General features: G+C 72.2%; 18 protein-coding genes. 7 read left to right on the top strand and 11 right to left on the bottom strand.

All coding sequences use genetic code 11. From position 1 onward, the window contains the following. Nucleotides 1–11: 11 nt before the first annotated feature. Both ACSMXX_RS27695 and ACSMXX_RS27690 read right to left on the bottom strand, forming a co-directional pair. Nucleotides 12–899, bottom strand: coding sequence for a helix-turn-helix domain-containing protein (locus ACSMXX_RS27695; RefSeq protein ID WP_473181395.1), 888 nt, complete (start codon nucleotides 897–899; stop codon nucleotides 12–14). Nucleotides 900–1074: 175 nt separating this feature from the next. Beyond that, complete coding sequence (locus ACSMXX_RS27690) at nucleotides 1075–1857, bottom strand: lysoplasmalogenase (RefSeq protein ID WP_473181394.1); 783 nt, start codon at nucleotides 1855–1857, stop codon at nucleotides 1075–1077. A gap of 219 nt (nucleotides 1858–2076) precedes the next feature. Between ACSMXX_RS27690 and ACSMXX_RS27685 the strand changes: the two genes are divergently transcribed. The 3 genes from ACSMXX_RS27685 to ACSMXX_RS27675 all read left to right on the top strand — a co-directional run bounded on the left by ACSMXX_RS27685 (nucleotide 2077) and on the right by ACSMXX_RS27675 (nucleotide 3471). Then, entirely contained in the window at nucleotides 2077–2280 is a 204-nt protein-coding gene (locus tag ACSMXX_RS27685) for a hypothetical protein (protein ID WP_473181393.1), read from the top strand. A 144-nt stretch (nucleotides 2281–2424) separates the two neighbouring features. Then, nucleotides 2425–2895 (top strand): VOC family protein, encoded by a 471-nt coding sequence (locus ACSMXX_RS27680; protein WP_473181392.1) that lies wholly within the window; start codon nucleotides 2425–2427, stop codon nucleotides 2893–2895. Nucleotides 2896–3051: 156 nt separating this feature from the next. Continuing rightward, a complete protein-coding gene (locus tag ACSMXX_RS27675) occupies nucleotides 3052–3471 on the top strand; it encodes a MazG-like family protein (RefSeq protein ID WP_473181391.1) in 420 nt (139 codons plus the stop codon). Nucleotides 3472–3539: 68 nt separating this feature from the next. Here ACSMXX_RS27675 and ACSMXX_RS27670 read toward each other — a convergent pair whose 3' ends face one another. From ACSMXX_RS27670 to ACSMXX_RS27645, 6 genes are all read right to left on the bottom strand, one after another. Then, entirely contained in the window at nucleotides 3540–5114 is a 1575-nt protein-coding gene (locus ACSMXX_RS27670; RefSeq protein WP_473181390.1) for an MFS transporter, read from the bottom strand. Between the two features lie 13 nt (nucleotides 5115–5127). Further along, nucleotides 5128–5628, bottom strand: coding sequence for an aconitase X swivel domain-containing protein (locus ACSMXX_RS27665; protein WP_473181389.1), 501 nt, complete (start codon nucleotides 5626–5628; stop codon nucleotides 5128–5130). Next, nucleotides 5625–6908: an aconitase X gene (locus ACSMXX_RS27660; protein WP_473181388.1), complete on the bottom strand. Its 1284-nt coding sequence runs from the start codon at nucleotides 6906–6908 to the stop codon at nucleotides 5625–5627. Before ACSMXX_RS27660 ends, ACSMXX_RS27665 begins: the two co-directional genes overlap by 4 nt. Further along, entirely contained in the window at nucleotides 6908–8617 is a 1710-nt protein-coding gene (gene ilvD / locus ACSMXX_RS27655; protein ID WP_473181387.1) for a dihydroxy-acid dehydratase, read from the bottom strand. Before ilvD ends, ACSMXX_RS27660 begins: the two co-directional genes overlap by 1 nt. A gap of 87 nt (nucleotides 8618–8704) precedes the next feature. Further along, a complete protein-coding gene (locus ACSMXX_RS27650; RefSeq protein WP_473181386.1) occupies nucleotides 8705–9997 on the bottom strand; it encodes an FAD-dependent oxidoreductase in 1293 nt (430 codons plus the stop codon). 291 nt (nucleotides 9998–10288) lie between these two features. After that, nucleotides 10289–11245 (bottom strand): LysR family transcriptional regulator, encoded by a 957-nt coding sequence (locus tag ACSMXX_RS27645; RefSeq protein ID WP_473181385.1) that lies wholly within the window; start codon nucleotides 11243–11245, stop codon nucleotides 10289–10291. Between the two features lie 154 nt (nucleotides 11246–11399). Here ACSMXX_RS27645 and ACSMXX_RS27640 point away from each other — a divergent pair, with 154 nt between their 5' ends. Next, nucleotides 11400–12317, top strand: coding sequence for an IclR family transcriptional regulator (locus tag ACSMXX_RS27640; protein ID WP_473181384.1), 918 nt, complete (start codon nucleotides 11400–11402; stop codon nucleotides 12315–12317). Here ACSMXX_RS27640 and ddaH read toward each other — a convergent pair. After that, a complete protein-coding gene (gene ddaH, locus ACSMXX_RS27635) occupies nucleotides 12218–13018 on the bottom strand; it encodes a dimethylargininase (RefSeq protein ID WP_473181383.1) in 801 nt (266 codons plus the stop codon). The genes ACSMXX_RS27640 and ddaH overlap by 100 nt on opposite strands. Before the next feature lie 75 nt (nucleotides 13019–13093). Continuing rightward, on the bottom strand, nucleotides 13094–13708 hold the full coding sequence (locus tag ACSMXX_RS27630) for a TetR/AcrR family transcriptional regulator (protein ID WP_473181382.1): 615 nt from the start codon (nucleotides 13706–13708) through the stop codon (nucleotides 13094–13096). Between the two features lie 110 nt (nucleotides 13709–13818). Between ACSMXX_RS27630 and ACSMXX_RS27625 the strand changes: the two genes are divergently transcribed. Then, nucleotides 13819–15333 carry a cytochrome P450 gene (locus tag ACSMXX_RS27625; protein ID WP_473181381.1) on the top strand — a complete coding sequence of 505 codons (1515 nt, stop codon included), beginning with the start codon at nucleotides 13819–13821 and terminating at the stop codon, nucleotides 15331–15333. A gap of 69 nt (nucleotides 15334–15402) precedes the next feature. Here the strand turns inward: ACSMXX_RS27625 and ACSMXX_RS27620 are convergent, their stop codons facing one another. Then, on the bottom strand, nucleotides 15403–16650 hold the full coding sequence (locus ACSMXX_RS27620) for an FAD-dependent monooxygenase (protein WP_473181380.1): 1248 nt from the start codon (nucleotides 16648–16650) through the stop codon (nucleotides 15403–15405). A gap of 934 nt (nucleotides 16651–17584) precedes the next feature. Between ACSMXX_RS27620 and ACSMXX_RS27615 the strand changes: the two genes are divergently transcribed. Continuing rightward, on the top strand, nucleotides 17585–17851 hold the full coding sequence (locus tag ACSMXX_RS27615) for a DUF397 domain-containing protein (protein ID WP_473181379.1): 267 nt from the start codon (nucleotides 17585–17587) through the stop codon (nucleotides 17849–17851). A 140-nt stretch (nucleotides 17852–17991) separates the two neighbouring features. Then, on the top strand, nucleotides 17992–18999 hold the full coding sequence (locus tag ACSMXX_RS27610) for an SDR family NAD(P)-dependent oxidoreductase (RefSeq protein WP_473181378.1): 1008 nt from the start codon (nucleotides 17992–17994) through the stop codon (nucleotides 18997–18999). Nucleotides 19000–19405 lie beyond the last annotated feature (406 nt).

Genomic DNA, 19405 nt, shown 5'->3' with positions numbered 1-19405 from the left:
GGGAGCGGGGGTCATCGGTCGTCGTACTCCTTCTGCAGACCCATCAGATACGTACGGGCGTCGGGGACGAGCTTCGCGGCGAGCTGGGACATGCCGGTGTGCGTCTCCAGATGGGGCACGACGTCGCGGCGCTGGTCGTAGTAGAGCGCGCTGGTCAGTCCCACCTCGGTGTAGACGATGTCCTGCAACTCCCGTTCCCCGAAGCGGAAGTACGTGAAATGGCCGCTGGTACCGGGGTGCGCGCCCGCGGCGAGGGGCAGGATGCGCAAGGTGATCCGCGGCCGTTCCAGGGCCTCGAGGAGCCGGCCGATCTGCGTGCGCATCACCTGCGGCGGACCCACGACGCGGCGCAGCGCGGCCTCCTCCATCACGACCCACAGGGAGGGTGCGTCCGGGGAGTCGAGCAGGTCCTGGCGGCGCAGCCGCAGTTCGACACGCTGCTCGACGGCCTCCGCCGGCGCCTCGGGGAACCCGGCGCGTATGACGGCGCGGGCGTAGTCCGGGGTCTGCAGCAGCCCGGTGACGTAGTGCGGTTCGTAGACGCGCAGCACGCTGGCCGAGGTCTCCAGGCTGACGTAGGCGCCGAACCAGTCGGGCAGAGCCTCCCGGAAGGAGTGCCACCAGCCGGGCTTGTTGGCCTGCTCGGTCATCAGGAGAAACTCACCGGTCTCATCGGGCGGGACCTCGTACAGCTCCAGCAGCGCCTTGACGTAGGGCAGTTTGAAACCCACCTGGCCGCTCTCCAGGCGGCGCACGGTCAGCTGGTTGACGTCCAGGACGCGTGCGGCGTCGGACAGGTCCAGCCCGCGCTCCTCGCGCAGCTCACGCAGCCGCTTGCCCAGGACGATGCGCAGCACCGTGGGCGCGCTCTGGCCGCTCGGCAGCGGGCCGCCGCTCACGCGCAACAACCTCCTGACTGGGTGACAAGTACGTGCGAAAGCACCTCAGTTGGACGGCGTTGCTGTGAACTTCACCCCGAAGCCGTCGAGTTGAAAATATCAGGTGGCCGCTCGCTCCCTGAAGGGCCGGGCAGGCGCGGAATCGGGCGGGTTGCGGCCGATGTGCTGCAGGGGCTCATGTGTGCCGGGCGGGCGTTTCGCCGTACGGCGTGCGGCCCGCGTCCAGGCCGTCGGCGTCCTGCCGGTCGAGCCAGCCTGTGGTGATCAGGTACTGCCCGAGGATGTAGCCGGCCATGATGAGCAGCTCCTGCGAGGGAACCTTGCGGCCGGCTGCCTGCAGCCCGATCAGCAGGTCCGAGCCGACGAACGCCGCGGCGCCCGCGCCCACTCGGCCGCCGACTCCGAGTGCCGCGGCGCCCATCAGTGTCAGAGCGAGGCTGTAGCCCGCGACGGGCAGTCGCAGCCGCTTCTCCAGCGTGGGTGCGAGCACGCCGTTCACGGCGGCCCAGCCCGCGAGGCAGCCGGCCGCCGTCCAGGGCTTGCGCCGCAGCGAGCGCAGCGCACCGAGCCGGGCGTAGCCGGTGGTGTAGCTGACCTGGGTGCCGAGAAATGCGGCCATTCCCAGGAGGAAGGCCGGTTCGTGCTCGTCGAAGAGGAGGGCGGTGTCACCGGCGGTCGCGAAGGCGAGGCCCGTGACGAGGGGAGCCGGCGCGGGTGCCGTCTCGTCGGCGCGGCGACGCAGCACGTACGAGGCGAGGGCCGGCATCAGCAGCGGCTTCGCGGCGCGGCGCAGTCCCCGCGTACGGTCGCTCGCGACGGCCGCCAGGTCCGCGGCGGCGAGGGCGCCGAAGGCGACGAGGGCGCTGCGGCCGTTGCCGTCGGGCCTGGTGGTGCGCGCGGCCGCCGCTGCCGTAGCTCTGCGGACTCGGTGGCGGGTGGAGCGTCCTGTGATCATCATGCCGGGCAGTCTTGTCGGCGCGCGCACAGCCGGTCAACAGGGCCGGGGCGGGGCCGGAAGGGACGCACCTGCGACGCATTCGGTCGAAGGGGGCGAGTGGCGCGGCACGGCCGGCGGCGGGCGTTCCTACGGTTCGTCGTGAGGGGCCGGACCGGCCGTGCCCGTCCATCAACCGGAGGCGCACATGACCTCGGAGACCGCACGGCGGGAGAAGGCAGCATGACGCCGCCGATCGTCGTGCATCCGCCCGCGACGGGTGGCGGCCGCCGTGTCACCGCGCACGCGGAGCAGTTGGGCGTCGCCTTCCGCCAGGAAGACGTCAGCGAGTTCCTGCGGCACGCGGGCCTGAGCGAGGACGAGATCCAGCTCGACGACCCCAACCTGATCGAGTGGCGCGGCGGTGGTCCGGACGTATGGGGCTGAACGGGCCCGGCCGGCCCCCGGGCCGCCCTGCCGAGGACGGCGGCCGCCGCGCTGCGACTCCCCTGACGCGATGAATCGGGCCGCCGCGGCGGTCGGTCCATGCAACAGCAACCGCGCCCATCGTGGCCGAGGAGGACGGAAGCCATGCAGAAGATCACCACATTTCTCTGGTACGACGGCCAGGCCGAGGAGGCCGTGAACCACTACACCTCGGTCTTTCCCGACTCGCGCGTGATCGACGTACAGCGGTACGGGGAGGCCGGGCCCGGCGAGGCCGGCACGGTCATGACCATCGCCTTCGAACTCTCGGGGCAGCGCTTCACCGCGCTCAACGGCGGCCCGGAGTTCGCATTCAACGAGGCCGTCTCGCTGTACGTGGACTGCGCCGACCAGGTGGAGGTCGACATGTACTGGGAGAGGCTCGGCGAGGGCGGCGAGGAAGGTCCGTGCGGCTGGCTGAAAGACAAGTTCGGACTGTCGTGGCAGATCGTGCCGCGGGTGCTGCCGGAACTGCTGGGCGACCCCGATCCGGCGAGATCCGCGCGGGTGATGAAGGCCATGTTCGGGATGCGGAAGCTCGACGTACAGGCCCTGGTGGAGGCCGGCAAGCCGTGAGCCGGGCGCCTCGCCCCGGGCGGTCACCGCTGCGGGAGGCGTGGCAGTGCGGCGCGGGAATCGCGGTGCGGGGTGCGGGTGCGGGCACGAGGTGAGGGCCTCGTGCCCGCACCCGTACGCTGCCGGGACAGCGCCGCACATGAGAGGGAGCGACCGATGACGCCTGATCAGTGGGCCACGATCCGGCGGCTCGTGGAGTGGCTTGATGCCGCCAACGGCGACGGCGAGCAGGAGACGGCGATGCGCCTGATGAAGCTCGCGGAGGAGTCCGGCGAGGTGATGCAGGCGTACATCGGTACGACGGGGCAGAACCCCCGCAAGGGGCGTACGCACAGCTCCGCGGACGTGGCCGCGGAGCTGTGCGACGTGATCCTGACCGCCGCCGTCGCGCTGCACCGGTTCACCGGCGATCCGGCGGCCGCACTCGACGCCAGGATCCGTGAGGTGGCGCGGCGCTCCCTGGCACCGCGGGACGCGGTGGCAGGGCAGGCGGCGCAGGCGGCGCCTGAGCCGCACGGGTGCCACGGGTCGCCAGCACGTGACGAGCCGCGTCCTCCCCGGCAGGCGAGCGTCTGACCGGAGCCTGGACTGGCCCGCCCACGGCACGGCACGGCACGGCAGGTGACCGCAGGTGACGCGCCGGGTCAGGGCTGCGGTTCGGGCTTCTGCCCCCGCTCGGACGCGGTCTCGCCGTGACCGCCCGTCAGTGCGGGGGCTGCCGCCGCGGCCTCCGAGTGGTGCACCGGCGGGTCCGCTCCGCCCGCACCCTTCGCGAGGCCGGCGCCGTCCGGGCGGTCCGGGCCGTCCGCGTCATCCGCGCCGCCGGCGGCAAGCGCGCCCTCCGTGTCCGGGGAGAGCGACCTCTGGGCACGTCCCATGACGAGCAGCACGACGACCATCACCGCGGGACACAGAGCGAAGACGGTGAACGCTCCTGACGTGCCCAGCCCCGCGTCGAGCAGTACCCCGCCGAGCCAGGGCCCCACCATCGCACCGACCTTGGCGACGGAGGACGCCCAGGCGGCGCCGTTGGCACGTATCGCCGTGGGATAGAAGGTGCCGGCAATGCTGGTGATGCCGCCGTGGCCGCCGTTGATGAACATCTTCGCGGAGATGACGACGCAGATGTACAGCACGGGCCCCGGTGACCCGAGACCCAGGGTCAGCATCGCGGCCGTCGCCATCAGCGGCATCCAGAGGATGCTGCCCACGCCCCGGCGGTCCACGAAGCGGCTGATCGCAAGCTGCGCGCAGGCGCCCGCGACACTCGCCGCGGCGGCGATGAGAGCGGCGGAGCTGACGCTGAAGCCCATCCGCTCGTTGATGAGCGGCGTCCAGAAGACCATGAAGTAGATCAGTGCGGACGAGCACACGTACACGGTCCACAGCAGCGGCGTGATGCGGGCGAGCGAGCCGCGGAAGAGCGTGACGGGCGTGAACTTCCTGCCCTGGGCGGGCGGTTGGGGGTCCCCGGGCACGAAGTGCGTTCCCGGCACCACCGTGTACCCGGGCCAGAGCCGCTTGAGGGTCGCGGTGATGCGCCGGTCGGCGTCCGGACGGCCGCGGTGCGCGAGGAACTTCACGGACTCGGGGAGGAAGAGCATCACCGGTACGAGCGCGAGCAGCGAGCAGACACCGCCCGCGACGAAGACCGAGCTCCAGCCGTGTCCGGGCACCAGCAGGTTCGAGACGGGCCCGCCTGCCGCGCCGCCGAGCGTGTAGCCGACCATGATCACCGAGATCGCGGTGACGCGGAACCTCTTCGGCGCGTACTCCGCCGTCAGCGCCCAGGAGATCGGGAGCACTCCGCCGAGGAAGAAGCCGGAGACGAAGCGCAGCACGAAGAGATGCCCGTACGTCTCCGCGAGGGCGAAGGCCGTCATGAAGACGCCGAAGCCGGCGACGCAGATCACGATCGAGGGCTTACGGCCGAAGCGGTCGCCCAGGTAACCCATGCACAGACCGCCGACGAGCGTGCCGAAGAGACCGACCGTGCCGAGCGTGCCCAGTTGGGTGTCGCTGAGGCCGAAGTCCCCTTTCAGGTACGTGGCGGTGAAGGAGAGGATCTGGAAGTCGAAGCCGTCGAGAAAGGTGATCAGACAGCAGACGGCGAAGACCCGGTACCAGGCCCTGCGGCCCTGCTGCTTCTCGATGAGCGGGGCGAGTTCCACGACGGGCGCCGAGGCGGGCCCGTCCGGGGACGACGGTGCGGATGACATGGGAAGCTCCTCGTCATTGAGGGTGCGCCGGGTGCGCGGGGAAGACGGAGATCAGGCCGTTGTCGGCGTCGACGCGGACGCGGTCACCGGTCCGGATCACGGTGAGCGGGTCCTGGTCCAGCCCGGTGACGGTGGGGACCCGGGTGACGACCGCCCCGAGAGCGGCCTTCGTCGTGGTGGTGACGTAGATCATCGCGAGCGGCGCGGTGCCGAGCAGGCGCGTCGACTGGAAGAACCCGGCCCAGCCGGAGGAGCCCTTGGCGCCGGGGAAGACGAGAACCTTGCCCGCGAAGGACTGCTCGTACAGGGGATGCCGGCGTTCGATGATCACGCCGCGTGCGGGGTCGATGCCGCCCCAGCCGGAGATCGTCGCCTGCGAGACGAGTGCCTCGCCCTCGGCCGTGCCGGGCACGACGGTCCTGCCGTGCAACTCCAGTGCAGCGTGACGGTGTTGACCCGCTCCGTGGAGCGACGGCGAGGGGGCCGGCGCTTCGGCCGCCTGGCGCCGGCTCATCGCAGCTCTCCCTTCCAGCGGCCGGTGACCGCCGCCGAGATGCAGTCCTGGAGCGTGCCGAACCAGGCCTCGATACCGAGGATCGCGGGCAGATAGTGCGCCTGCTTCGCCGAGTCGGTGGCGAAGACCCTGGTGCCGGGCGGTGCGGAACGGGACATGGCGGGGCAGGAGTCGGTGAGGACGCGGGCTCCGGCCCGTTCGATCGTCTCTGTCCATCCGTTGCGGTCGGCGGTGGTGCGCAGTGCTCTGGGCACCATCAGCCACAGCTGCGTCCCGGAGTGCAGGCGGCGGCCTTCGAGAAGGTGCGCGGTCTCGCGTACCTGGTCGAGGGAGGCGTGCGGGCAGCCGAGCAGCACGAAGTCGACATCGGTGCGCTCACCCTGGGAGTTGAGGTCCTCGTAGACGCCGCGGCGTTCGCGCTCGCCGTACGGCACCGCCTCGGGCGGGGCGTTCCCGGTCCCGAACGCGGCCTGTGCGGTGGGCGCTTCGGGCGTGATGCCGGGCAGGTGGTAGATCTCCACTCCCCCGGACGATGCCGCCGCGGCGCCGAAGTGCTTCAGGTCGAGCAGGTCGGGCTGCCTCAACTCGCCGGTGACGACCGGGCGTTCGTCCTGGACGAGGCCGCCCGCGAAGTAGCCGAGCATGCCCCACTCCAGCGGTCCGCCGACGGGTGTGCGTGCCTCGATGAGATGGGTGCCGCGCCGGTTGGCCTCGTGGTGGTTGCCCCAGCAGGGGATGCGGCCGGTCAGCGACGCCGCGCCGGTGGAGGCGGTGCCCTCGCAGTTCGTACGGGCGCCGAGCACGGAGTTGGCGTACACCACCGCGGAGGACTCCATCCACGCGACGTGCTCGCCGCGTACGGGGATGTTGCCGACCTGGTAAGGCGTGCACGTCGCGAGGATGTTGACGCCCTTGCGGCCGTAGAAGGATTCGGCGTCGCTCTGCAGCTCGATCATTTCCTTCGGGTACGGAGCGATGCCCTCGGAGTCCGGGCCGAAGGACTGCTGCAGCTGGCACGTGGGGACGCGCATCGCCGGGATCTCCAGATCCTCGTCGGAGTCCAGGTTGATCACGGCGTACGCCTTGTCCCAGCCGCCCTCGCGCACGAGCCGGGCCTTGACGGGCGAGGGCTGGGTCATCGTCCCGGCGACGTTGCGGACGTCGCAGAGCCGCTCGGCGTCGAGCGCACGGCCGTAGCGGACGAGCAGATCCATCGCCGCCGCGGTGGCGGGGCCCTCGGCGCCGTCCAGCATGGCCTTGTCGGAGTCGGTGAGCAGCATCAGCGGCGGGCTCCTCGTGCGCGGGGTGACAGGACCGCTCCCTCCTGGAGGGGGCGTACGGTGCGCCGGTAGACCGAGAGCCAGCCCCGTGCCGCGGTGCCAGCTCCGAAGGGCTCCTGCACCCGGGACTCCAACTCCTCCCGGCGACGGGCGAGTTCGCCGTCCGGGACGAGCAGGTCGGCGCGGCGCGCGGTGAGATCGACCGTGATGGTGTCTCCGTCGCGTACGAGTGCCAGCGGCCCTCCGTCGGCGGCCTCCGGCGACACCTCGCCGACGACGACCCCCTTGTTGACCAGACCGGACAGTTGCCCGTCGGTGACCACCGCCACCTGCCCCGTCAGCCCCGCGCCGTCGAGGGCGAAGACGGGGCGGGACGCCATGCCCATGCCGGGCGTGCCCTTGGGGCCGAGGCCGCGGAGCACCAGCACGTCTCCGGCGGTGACGGCGCCCTCGCGCAGCCCGTCGAGGGCCGCGTGCGGGTCCTCGTACACCCTCGCCGGGCCGGTGAAGGACGTCTCGCGCTGCTCGTCGACGGCGAGTTTGACGATGCCGGTCGCGGGGGCGAGGCTGCCGCGGACGAGGACGATGGTGGGCCGCCGCCCGTGCGGCCTGGCGGCGGAGCGGATCACCCGGCCGTCGGGGTGAGGCGCCTCGGCCAGGTTCTCGCCGACGGTGCGCCCGGTCACCGTCCCCGCTCCCGTGTGCAGCAGTCCGCCGAGGCCGCGCATCACGCATGCCGCGCCGCCTGCCGCGTCGAACTCCTCTATGGAATGGGGCCCGTTGGGGCGTACGGCGGCCAGCAGCGGCACTGTGTCGGCGAGTTGCTCGTACAGGCCGTACACGTCGACGCCGGACTCGGCCTCCTCGGCGATCGCCTGCAGATGCTTGACCGAGTTGATCGAGGCGCTGACGGAGAGCATCAGTGTCACCGCGTTCTCGAAGGCGTGCGGTGTGAGCACGTCGCGCGGGCGCAGGTCCTCGTGCACGAGCGCGACGGCCCGGCGTGCGGCGGCGCGCACGTCGTCCCGCATCTTCGCGCTCTCGGCGAGTACGGGCGTCGATCCGGGCAGCGCCATGCCGAGGGCCTCACAGGCCATGTGCATGGAGTTGGCGGTGCCCATGCCCGCGCACACCCCGGGGCCGGCGACGGCGTTCTCGCTCATGGCGGTCAGCTCCTCGAGCGAGAGCCGTCCCTGCGCGTGGTGGCCGGCGCCGAGGAAGACGTCCTCGATGTCGCAGTGCCTGCCGCGGTAGGTGCCGCATGCCTGGTAGCCGCAACCGGCCATGACCGTGGGGAGGTTGATGCGGGCGGCGGCCATCAGCTGGCCCGGCGCGGTCTTGTCGCACGAGGCCAGGCACACCATCCCGTCGAGCTGTGCGCCCTCGACCGCCGCCTCGATGTCGTGGCTGATCAGGTCGCGGGCGGAGAGGATGTAGCCGCCGCGTCCTCCGGCGCTGTGGATGAAGTCGCTGGGTGCGACGGTGCGTATCTCGAAGCCCAGGCCGCCCGCCTCGTCGACGGCCTCCTTCGCAGCCCGTGCGACCGCGTCCAGGTGGCTGTAGCAAGTGGCCAGCGAGGACGAGGAGTTGACGATCGCGATCTTCGGCTTGGCCATGTCCTCGTCGGTGAGTCCAAGGGCACGCCACTGTGCTCGGCGTACAGCCCAGGGGGATGTGCCGGGCCGGTAGTTGCTGCGCAGTTCCGTCATGGCCTGCTCCTGCTCCTCGGTCCTCCGTCGTCGGTCGTCGTCGGTCCTCGGTCGTCGTCGGTCAGGTCGTCGGTCAGCCGTCGCCGGTCAGCCGTCTAGGTTGGCGCCGAGCCGTTCGCGGAGTGCGGGGACGTCGATGTCGTGCACGCTGCCGTCACCTCCCGCGAGGTCGAGGGCGTGGGCGGCCCCGGCGCCCATCGCGGCGCACGGGCCCATGACGCGGACGCTGGAGAGGGCGGCGGCGTCGCCGTCGGCGCAGCGGCCCGCGGCGACGAGGTTGTCGGCGTCCGGGGAGAGCATCGAGCGCAGCGGCACGTAGTGCAGATGGTCGGCGTCGAACATCTCCCACACGTAGCCCTCGGCGCGGTCGTGCAGTTCGATGGGCCACGCCGTACGGGCGACGGAGTCGGGGAAACGGGTGCCGGCGCGCACCTCGCCGAGGCTGAGTGCGTGAACCCCCTTGATCCAGCGGGTCTGCCGGCGGCCCGGCAGCCCGTAGGAGCGCACCCGCGCCCGCCCGAACGCCTTGGGGTATTCGGCGCGCAGGAACTCGACGACGAGGTCGGCCTGTTCGCGCCCTTCGAGCTGGGCACGCGCGGCGCGTACGGGGTCGAGCGGCGCTTCGACGTGGGTCATGTTCATCACGGCCGTGTTCCGGCCGGGGAAGAAAAAGGCGAGGCCGTCGCGGCGCAGCAGCCCGTACTCGCCGGCCTTGCGGGCGACGTGCTCTGCGAGTTCCTCACGTCCCGGCTGGTGCGTCTCGTCCAGGTGTTCCAGCACGATCTGCTGCGAGCCGTAGATCGTGCGCTCGGGGACCCGGCAGGGCAGGCCCGCCTCCCAGGCGAGGGCCGCGTCGCCGGTCGCGTCGACGAAGCCGGGTGCCGTGACGCGGACGTCGCCGAAGCGCGTCGCGAAGGTGACGGTCCCGATGCGGCGGCCGTCGCGTTCGACGCCGGTGATGGAGGCGCCCAGGACCACGCGGATACCCAGTGCGCGGATCATCCGCTCGACCCACCGTCCGAGGGCCACTTCGTCATAACTGACGGTGATGGTGTGTCCGCGGTTGAAGTGCAGGTCGTCGCTCGCGCCGAGGCTGTCGAAGATGTCGTCGAACATGCCGTGGGTGAGCTGCCGGTAGCCGGGTGCGTTGCCGAACACTCCGCAGAAGAGGCCGATGAGGGAGTTGACCATCTGACCGCCGAGCACGGGCAGGCTGTCGACCAGTACGACGTCGCGTCCCAGCCGGGCCGATTCGATCGCAGCGGACACCCCGGAGACGCCGGCCCCAACGACGCACACGTCCGCGTCCAGCGTGTGGGCCGCGGGGCCCGCCGCCTTGGTGACGGTGTGCAGGGTGAGTTCGGACAGCGCGTGGGGCATGCGGCCTCCCTGGGTGAGCTGCGGCGGCGCCGTGCGACGGGCGGGTGCGCGGCGGAGCAGGCGTCGCGGGCAGATTAGGAAGCCCACATCCGGAAAAGGAACGTCCGGTTCAATAGCGTCTTCGGCTGGCTCCCATCAACGGTATTTATGGTGCCGTCCGAAACCCCAGGTCAGCAGCGGGCGGGAACGGCCGGGCCCGGCCGCACGCGCTCAGCGGGCACCGCCTCCAGCGGGTACGGACACGGGCGCAGGCAGCGGGTACGGGCTGCGAGCGCCTCGTACCGGCTCCGTTCACGGCGCCGCCTCGGCCGCGGCCCGCGCCACCAGACCGCGCAGCCAGACGTTCGCCGGATCCTTGTCATAGACCGTGTCCCACCACAGGAGTTCGTCGATCTCGTCGAGCGGGACGGGCCACTCCAGGGCCCGCACACCCCGCTCGGCCGGCAGCCGGGCCGCGAGACGCGCGGGGTACAGCGCCACGCGGCGCGTACCGGCGATGAAGTCGGGCACGGCCCGGTAGCTCTCCACCCGTACGGCGATCCGAGGGCGGATGCCGAGAGCCGTCAGCTGCCGTGTCGCGGGCGAGGCGGAGGGGTAGCCGGCGTCGCGGTGGTAGGGCACAACCCAGGGCAGCGGCGTCAGGTCCGCCAGCCCGAAGGACTCCGCCTCGCACAGCGGATGGTCCGCCGAGAGGAGGCACATCCAGCGGTCCCTGAAGAGCGGCCGCGAGCTGACGGGCGTACGGAAGTGGCCCAGCCGGGGGGAGACCATCCCGTCGACGAGCCTGATGGTCTCGACGATGTCGCCGCCGATCGTCTCCCGCACGAGCCGCATGTGCAGCGCGGCCCGGGGCGCCTCTTGGGCCAGCAGCCGCGAGAGGCTGTCGCCGAGCACGGTCGCCGGATAGTCGGACATCAGCAGCGTGAACTCGCGCCGGGAGCCTGCCGGTTCGAAGGCGCTGCCCGTGGCGAAGAGGCGTTCGGTGGCGGCGCAGACCGTCTCCACCTGCTCGGTCAGCTGCGTCGCGAGCGGGGTCAGGACGTACACGCCGCCGGTACGCAGCAGCAGCTCGTCCCCGAAGTGCCGGCGCAGCCGCGAGAGCGAGGCGCTGACGGCGGGCTGGGAAACCCCGAGCCTCTTCGCCGCCCGGGTGACGTTGCGCTCCCGGAACAGCTCGCGCAGCGTGACCAGGAGATTGAGGTCGAGATTAGCGAGGTGGGCGGGCGTACGCTCCGGCGGGGTGGCCATGACGGCAGCGTGCGCGGCGGGCTCCCGGGCGGCAAGCCCCCGTGGGCAGAAACGGGGGCAGGCACCGCGCGTCACGTGCGTTGACGGATGGCGCCCGCCTGTCTAGCTTTCGCCGCGGGACGGCCCCGTCCGATTCGTCCGAAGGAGAGCCACCATGCGCGAGGGGAACCGGGCGGCAGCGCACAGCGGCACCCGTGCCGGCGCCGGCAGCAGCACCGGCACCGGTTCGGTGACGGGCAGAGCGCTGCGCGTGCTGGAGGCCTTCACGCCCTCCGCTCCGGTGCTCACGCTCACGGAGATCTCCCGCCGCAGCGGACTGCCGCTCACCACGGCGCACCGTCTGGTGAGCGAGCTGGCCGGCTGGGGCGCACTCGAACGCGACCCGGAGCGCGGTTACCGCATCGGCCTGCGCCTGTGGGAGATCGCCGCGCTCGCGCCGCGCGGACTGGGCCTGCGCGAGGTCGCCCTCCCCCACCTGTCGGACCTGGCCCGCGTCACCGGCGAGAACGTGCAGCTGGCGGTGCGCGAGGAGCTGTCCGTGGTGTACGTGGAACGACTCGCGGGATGCGCCTCGGTGCCCGTGCTCACACGCGTCGGCGGCCGTTTCGCGCTCACGCCGACCAGCGTCGGACGCGTACTGCTCGCCCACGCGCCCGCGGACGTGCAGGAGCGCGCGCTGGCGCAGCGGCAGCGCCGCTACACCGAGCGGACCGAGTGCGATCCCGTACGGCTGCGCCAGGCGCTCGCGGAGGTGCGGCAGACCGGCGTCGCGGTGTGCGAGCGGCAGGTGACGATGGACAGCGTGTCCGTGGCCGCTCCCGTACTCGGTCCGGGCAACGAGGTCGTCGCGGCCGTCTCGGTCGTCGCCCACGTGGAGACCGTCCAGGCCCACACACTCGTGCCGCTGGTCCAGGTCGCCGCCTCCGGCATCTCACGTGCGCTCGGTGCGCCGCCGCCCGGTTCCCGGAGCGGCTACGGGGGCGCCGGCAGGTCACGCAGCCGTACGGACAGGCAGGTCACGCAGCCTTCCAGCTTCTCGAACTCGCCGATGTCCACCGGGACGGGCTCGTAACCCAGCCCGGCGAGCAGCTCCGCGCTGCGGGGCGCGCCGGAAGCCATCAGGAGGCGGTTCCCGCCGAGGAGCACGACGTGGGCGCCGGCCTCCTCCGGCACCGCCCGGAAGCGGGGGAAGTACGACGGGTCGTCCACGAGCGGCGGGTGGCCGATGACCGTGCCGTCCGGCAGCGCGGTGACTGCGGATTTCAGATGGAGCACCCTTGTGACGGGCACGGGGACCACGCGTGCGCCCAACGGCTCGAAGGCGGCGCGCAGTTGGCGCACGCCCTCCTCGTTCGTACGTCCGCCGAGGCCCACGTACACCGTCTCCCCGCTCTTGAGCACGTCCCCGCCGTCGAGCGTCCCCGGGGGTTCCACGCGGCGGACGGCGAAGCCCAGAGCGCGGACCGCCTCCTCGACGGCGGTGGTCTCGGGCCGCCTCGAAGGGGCCCCGGGGCGGCAGATCAGCGCCGTCCCGCGCAGGACGACCACGGCGTCCTCCACGAACACGCTGTCCGGGCAGGTCTCTTCGGCCGGTACCTCGGCCGTCCGCCAGCCGTTGTCCCGCAACGCCCGTACGTAGCCCTCCCATTGGCGCTCGGCGAGTGCCCGGTCGACCGGGACCCGCTCCACGTGGGTGACCAGACCCTCCGCGAGTCGCGGGACGGGCGGGCGCACGAGGGCGAGGGCCTTCGCTTCGGGCACGGGCTCGGGCACGGGCTTGACTCCGTCTCTCGTCGTTCGGCGGCCCGCTCTCGTGGTGCGGGGTCCGCCGCTGCGGGCGCGGCGGCGCTACGGCGGGGTGATCGCACCCAGCAGCGCCCGCGCGCACAGGTCCCGCACGTGGTCGCGCGGCATGCGGGGCTCCTCCTCCAGCCACTCCAGGCAGACCGTCACCATGAACGAGAGCCAGCCGCGCACCGCGATGCGCAGCGTGGGCAGGTCGGCGGCGATGCTCGCTGATTCCGGATCTGCGGCGAGCACGTCCAGGATCTGCCGTTCCTGTGCGGCGAGGCCGTCCCGGTAGACCCTCCGCACCACCGGATCACCGGCCGCCTCGGCGCGGTGGAAGGCGCGGAAACCCTGCGCGTGGTTCTCGACGTATTCGAGGAAGCAGTCCAGGCCGCTGGTCAGCTGCTCCCGTACGGGCACACCCGGATCGGCTGCCGTGAGGCGCAGCATCCGGTTGCTCTCCCGCTCGACGACGGCGGCGAAGAAGTCGTTCTTGGTCGGGAAGTAGTGGTAGAGCAGCCCGCGCGAGACGCCCGCGATCTCGGCGACATGCTCGATCGAGACGTCCTCGTGGGGCCTGCTCGCGAACAGCCGCGCACCCACGGCCAGAAGCTCCTCGCGGCGCTCTTCGGTGCTCAGCCGGCGGCGCGTGCGCTCCCCCTGCTTCTCGCCCATGGAGCGTCACTTTACTTGACGCCCGTACGGCGCCTGCCCACACTGGGGGTCTTATTGAACCGATGTATAACAAGCCCTGCGGGGGCTTGCGGCACGGGGAGTTGAGGCGGATGACCCAGGCACGGGAGGCGGGCACGACGGCTCGCCCGGCGGGGCACAACAGCGCGGGCAAGGGGTTCCGCAGCGCCCGGCTGGGCTGGCCCGAACTGCACCGCATTCCGCATCCACCACGCCGCGTACCGGTTCTGGGGGATGTGCTCGGTGCGAGTGTGCGGTCGCCGGTGCAGGACTCGATGCGCGTCGGGCGCCGACTCGGGCCGGTCTTCCGGCGCAAGGCGTTCAACAAGGAGATCGTCTTCGTGTGGGGCGCGGACCTCGCGGCCGAACTCGCCGACGAGTCACGCTTCGCCAAGCACGTCGGCCTCGGTGTCGCCAACCTGCGTCCGCTCGCCGGCGACGGCCTCTTCACCGCCTACAACCACGAGCCCAACTGGCAGCTCGCGCACGACATACTGGCGCCGGGCTTCAGCCGTGCGGCCATGGAGGGCTACCACCCGCTGATGCTCGACGTGGCCCGGCAGCTCACCTCCTCCTGGGACGAGCGCAGCCGCGCCGGGGACGCCGTCGACGTTCCGGGCGACATGACGAAGCTGACCCTGGAGACCATCGCGCGCACGGGGTTCGGGCACGACTTCGGCTCCTTCGAACGCTCGCAGCTGCACCCCTTCGTGACGGCCATGGTCGGAGCGCTCTCGTACGCGCAGCGCCGCAACGCCGCCCCTCCGCTGCTGGGCCCGCTCCTGCAGCGCGGCGCCGCGAAGCGGGACGAGGCGGACCGGGCATACCTCAACAGCACCGTCGACCAGGTCGTCGAGGCCCGGCGCGGCGCCGACGCCACCGGCGCCCGCGGCGATCTCCTGGACCGCATGCTGGAGACCGCCCATCCGGAGACGGGCGAGCGTCTCTCGCCGCAGAACATCCGCCGCCAAGTCGTCACCTTCCTCGTCGCCGGGCACGAAACGACCTCCGGGGCACTCTCGTTCGCCCTCCACTACCTCTCCCGCCACCCCGCCGTACTGGAGCGGGCGCAGGCGGAGGTGGAGCAGGTCTGGGGCGACACGGAGGAGCCCGCGTACGAGCAGGTCGCACGGCTGCGGTACGTACGGCGCGTGCTGGACGAGTCGCTCCGGCTGTGGCCGACCGCGCCCGCCTTCTCCCGGGAGGCCCTGCAGGAGACGACCCTCGGCGGCGTCCATCCGATGCGCGAGGGCGCCTGGGCACTCGTACTGATCATGCTGCTGCACCGGGACCCGGCCGCCTGGGGCGAGGACGCGGAGGCCTTCGACCCGGACCGCTTCGAGCCGAAGGCGGTGCGTGCCCGGCCGCCGCACGTCTTCAAGCCGTTCGGTACGGGTGCACGTGCCTGCATCGGGCGGCAGTTCGCGCTGCACGAGGCGACCCTCGTCCTCGGGCTGCTGCTCCGGCGCTACGACTTCCGGGCGGACCCCGACTACCGGCTGGAGGTCTCAGAGCGGCTCACCCTGATGCCGCGCGGCCTCAGGCTGCATCTCACCCGGCGTACCGCCGCACCGCCGGCACAGACACCGGCCGCGGCACGCGGCTGACGCGCAACCCGCCCGGTTCACGCCCCTGTTGAGGTTGCGGTGCACGCCCCGGCCCGCTTCCCGTCCTGCTCAACTCCCCTGTACGGCGGGCGAGTCGGCGGTCAGCGGCGTGTCCCAGTCCAGCTGCCGCGCCAGTTCACCGTCGGAGGAGTCGGCGGAGGCCGAGTCGGAGGCGGACGCGGGCGCGGACCCGGGCGCGCCGGTGCGGCTCCTCCACTTCGCCCGGTAGTCGTCCAGCCTCCGCTGCAGACGGCTCGGTGCGCGACGGGGTGTCAACCGGGCGCTGTCGACGATGTTGCGTTCGACGCGCGGCCTGCGGAGCCTCTCGTACCGCTCCAGCGCCGAGCGCGTATCGGGGGCGTCGCGCAGCGACTTGGCGAGCACCACCGCGTCCTCCAGCGCCATCGACGCGCCCTGACCGGTCGCCGGAGAGGCCGCGTGCGCGGCGTCGCCGATGAGGAGCATGCGGTCCGTGCGCCACCGCGTGACAGTCGACAGATCGCGGGCGTTCGTCACCATCAGCCTGCCGTCGGTCGCCGCGACGATGTCGGCAGCGGGCGTCGCGTCGGGCCGCAGCAGCGGCAGGAGCCGGTCACGCCACTGGACCGGTGTGGTCTCCGCGATCTCGGCGTCGCTCAGTTCCTCCGCCGACACGCGGGCGAACCAGAAGGTCTCCCCGTCCGGAGAGACCGCATAGCCCATGGCGGCGGTGCTGCCCCGCAGCATCTCGATGCGTCCCGGTTCGTTCGGCGGCGCGGCCTCGGTGGTGTAGCCGTAGAAGACACGCTGTCCCGCGTAGCGCGGCCGTGAGGCCTCGGGGTCGGTCAACGGCCGTACGACGGAGTGGATTCCGTCCGCGCCGAGCAGCAGATCGCCGCGCGCGGTGCTGCCGTCGGCGAACCCCGCCGTGACGCCGTCCTCGTCCTCGGTCGCCGTCACGAACCGTTCGCCATGTCTGACGGCGATCCCGCGGCGTACCGCCTCCTCCCGCAGCACCGCGCAGAGTTCGGCCCGGCGCAGACAGCGGAAGCGCCGCAGCGGGTCGTCCGTCTCGCCGAGCGGGACGGTGGAGACGACGGAACCTGTGTCGCCGGTCAGACGCATCGCGGTCAGTTCGAAACCGGCGCGGGCGACGGCCTCGGCGGCGCCGAACTGCGCCAGAGCGAGCATGCCGTTGCTCGCGAGGGTCAGAAAGGCGCCGATGTCCGCGCCGCTGTCCGGATGGGCCTCGTGCACGGCGACCTGGACGCCGGCCTTGTCCAGGGCGAGCGCCGCGGCGGTTCCGGCGATGCCGCCACCGATGATCAGGATCCGCATCTTCGAAGCCCTCATTCGCTGGTCGGTGCGCCGGCTGCGGCGGCCCGTCGACGAGTCCTCTGCGCGGACGGGACTCTCCCGCACCGCTCATGGCCGCACCGTGGTGCCGCCCGGGTGAACGGTACCCGCTTCCCGGACTCCGCATCCGGGCACGCACCCGCCCCCGGGGTCACCGGCGCGGCCGGCGGATCCGTCACGTGCGCCGGCAACGCCGACGCCAGTTCGCCGTCCATACATCAGCACCGGAGAGCCGGCTGATCTTCTCGAGCCGGTATATCAGGGTGCCGCGGCGCACGGGCGGTCGTTCTGCCACCAGGACGAGGCCGAGGGTCTCGACCGGCCGTCCGGGAACGGGCGCGACGCGAGGAGCTGGGAAGACCGCTGGGGAAACCGCGGGAATCGCCGCTGGCTGAGCAACTGCAGCCGCACGCGGTGCGGTGCGGTGCGGTGTGTGGCCGGGCGTGTGCCGGACGGCCGATGGGGGCCCCGCGTGCGGACGGCGCCGACGGGCCGCCCGCTCCCGGACGGCTTCGCAGGCCGCAGCGAAGCCGTCCGGGAGCGGGGCCCTTCGCTGGGCCGGTCGCGCTTGGGCGAAATCGCACTCCCCCCAGCGCGACTCCGCACCCCCCAAGCCCGGCCCTTCCCCGGCAGGTTGGCGGACCGAACACCGGGCATCCGGTGTTCAGCATCACGTTGACACTATGTCGTTGTGGGCTTCAAGCCGCAAGCATCGTTCTGATAATTTCAAAGCAAGTCGCAAGGAAAACGCTTGTGTTGACGCTCACACAGCTGCCCCGCCCGGTCTGCCGGGCCCGGCCGCCGTGTGCGGACGTTCGTCTGGAAGCGCTCACATGTGTCTCGTTGCCGGCCGCACCACTGCGTACGTGCTTTCGACCGCGCACGTACCGATCCACCTGCGCAAGGAGTTCGGAAGATGAACCCTGATGCTGTAACCGGCCCCGACACCGGCCGCCTCCGTAACGGGATGTCCGCACGCGAACTGGGCGCCGAAGGCTGGCACAAGCCCTGGAGCGGGCAGAACGGCGGCGCCTGCGTCGAGGCGAAGAAGCTCCCCGACGGCCGGGTGGCGCTGCGCCAGTCCACCGACCCCGAGGGCCCCGTGCTGCTCTACACCCCTGAGGAGATCACCGCGTTCATCGAGGGGGCCAAGGCAGGGGCTGCCGACTTCCTCACGGCCTGAGCCTGCGGCGGACAGTGCCGTCCGGCGTCCGGCCGGCGGCACCCCGTCAGGGCCCGAACCGAAAAGGCAGGCCGGGTGCGGGAGATGTGCCCGCACGCCGGCTTGCCCTGGAGCGCACTCCAATTCGTACCGTGCGCTCCATGACCACATCCGCAGCCACACCACCCACCGGACCCACGCCTCAGCGCGGCATCGAATCGGGCTTCGGAGCCCGCACCACCGCGACCGAGGTCCTGCAGGGCATCGACCTGTCCGGGAAGCTCGCGCTCGTCACAGGCGGCTACTCGGGCCTTGGCCTGGAGACGACGCGCGCCCTCGCCGCGGCGGGCGCCCACGTCGTCGTTCCCGCCCGCCGGGCCGACGCGGCGAGGGAGGCGCTCTCAGAGATCCCCGGCACCGAGGTGGACGCACTCGACCTCGGTGACCTCGACAGCGTCCGGGCGTTCACCGACCGCTTCCTCGCCACGGACCGCAGCATCGACATCATGATCAACAGTGCCGCGGTGATGGCCTGCCCCGAGACGCGCGTCGGACCGGGCTGGGAGGCGCAGTTCGCGACCAACCACCTCGGCCACCACGCGCTGGTCAACGGGCTCTGGCCGGCGCTCGCGCGGGACGGCGGCGCGCGTGTGGTCTCCGTGTCCTCGGCGGGCCACCGCCGCTCCGCGATCCGCTGGGACGACATCCACTTCGAGCAGGGCTACGACAAGTGGGCCGCCTACGGTCAGGCGAAGACCGCGAACGCCCTCTTCGCCGTCCAACTCGACGCGTTCGGGCGCGAGTCGGGCGTACGTTCCTTCTCGCTGCACCCCGGAGGCATCCTCACCCCGCTCCAACGCCACCTGCCCACCGAGGAGATGGTCGCCTTCGGATGGATCGACGAGGACGGCAATCCGCTGCAGCCGACCTTCAAGACCCCTGAGCAGGGCGCGGCGACGCAGGTGTGGGCGGCGACGTCCCCGCAGCTGGAGGGCCTGGGCGGCGTCTACTGCGAGGACTGCGACATCGCCGGGCACGTGCCCGACGGGCAGAACTCGGGCCCGGGCGTACGTGAGTACGCGACGGACCCGGAGGAGGCGGCGCGACTCTGGACGCTCTCGGCCGGACTGACCGGCCTCGACGCGTTCGCGGGGAAAGCCGGGGCCTGAACGGGCGGCTCGGGCCGCGGGTGCGCCGAGCCCGCGGCACCGGCCGTGCCGCACCAGCCGTGCGACACCCGCCCCGGCACCGGTCCCCTCAGCGGAGTTTCCGTCCGCGGGGCCGCATGCCGCGGGCCGAATGGACGCGGGTGCCCGCCGGTGCCCGGGAGCGCAGCACCGGCCAGGACCGCCGTAGCCACCCGATGTGACCCGGAGCGGCGCGAGCACGGACGCCGCCGCCGGCACCCGCATGGCGCAGGCGGCCGCATCCCCTTCGGCTGACAGCCCGTCCGGCCGCGGCCATCGGACGGTGGTTGCCGGCAACCCCGTGAGCCCGCCAGCGATCCCGTACGGGAGGCGCCCGGCACACGGGGCGATCTGCCGCTCCGTCAGCTGACGGTGCGCCAACCTGCGC

It is taken from the genome of Streptomyces sp. DSM 116795 (assembly GCF_055792905.1).
Note: the sequence above shows the minus strand (reverse complement) of the source record. Positions and strands in the feature narration are given on the sequence as shown.

Coding starts and splice junctions, on each gene's coding strand:
- ACSMXX_RS27670 (WP_473181390.1), bottom strand. CDS start 5,114: ATGTCATCCGCACCGTCGTCCCCGGACGGGCCCGCCTCGGCGCCCGTC.
- ACSMXX_RS27625 (WP_473181381.1), top strand. CDS start 13,819: ATGACCCAGGCACGGGAGGCGGGCACGACGGCTCGCCCGGCGGGGCAC.
- ACSMXX_RS27685 (WP_473181393.1), top strand. CDS start 2,077: ATGACGCCGCCGATCGTCGTGCATCCGCCCGCGACGGGTGGCGGCCGC.
- ACSMXX_RS27660 (WP_473181388.1), bottom strand. CDS start 6,908: ATGCTGCTCACCGACTCCGACAAGGCCATGCTGGACGGCGCCGAGGGC.
- ACSMXX_RS27645 (WP_473181385.1), bottom strand. CDS start 11,245: ATGGCCACCCCGCCGGAGCGTACGCCCGCCCACCTCGCTAATCTCGAC.
- ACSMXX_RS27665 (WP_473181389.1), bottom strand. CDS start 5,628: ATGAGCCGGCGCCAGGCGGCCGAAGCGCCGGCCCCCTCGCCGTCGCTC.
- ACSMXX_RS27610 (WP_473181378.1), top strand. CDS start 17,992: ATGACCACATCCGCAGCCACACCACCCACCGGACCCACGCCTCAGCGC.
- ACSMXX_RS27680 (WP_473181392.1), top strand. CDS start 2,425: ATGCAGAAGATCACCACATTTCTCTGGTACGACGGCCAGGCCGAGGAG.
- ACSMXX_RS27690 (WP_473181394.1), bottom strand. CDS start 1,857: ATGATGATCACAGGACGCTCCACCCGCCACCGAGTCCGCAGAGCTACG.
- ACSMXX_RS27640 (WP_473181384.1), top strand. CDS start 11,400: ATGCGCGAGGGGAACCGGGCGGCAGCGCACAGCGGCACCCGTGCCGGC.
- ilvD (WP_473181387.1), bottom strand. CDS start 8,617: ATGACGGAACTGCGCAGCAACTACCGGCCCGGCACATCCCCCTGGGCT.
- ACSMXX_RS27615 (WP_473181379.1), top strand. CDS start 17,585: ATGAACCCTGATGCTGTAACCGGCCCCGACACCGGCCGCCTCCGTAAC.
- ACSMXX_RS27630 (WP_473181382.1), bottom strand. CDS start 13,708: ATGGGCGAGAAGCAGGGGGAGCGCACGCGCCGCCGGCTGAGCACCGAA.
- ACSMXX_RS27650 (WP_473181386.1), bottom strand. CDS start 9,997: ATGCCCCACGCGCTGTCCGAACTCACCCTGCACACCGTCACCAAGGCG.
- ACSMXX_RS27620 (WP_473181380.1), bottom strand. CDS start 16,650: ATGCGGATCCTGATCATCGGTGGCGGCATCGCCGGAACCGCCGCGGCG.
- ACSMXX_RS27675 (WP_473181391.1), top strand. CDS start 3,052: ATGACGCCTGATCAGTGGGCCACGATCCGGCGGCTCGTGGAGTGGCTT.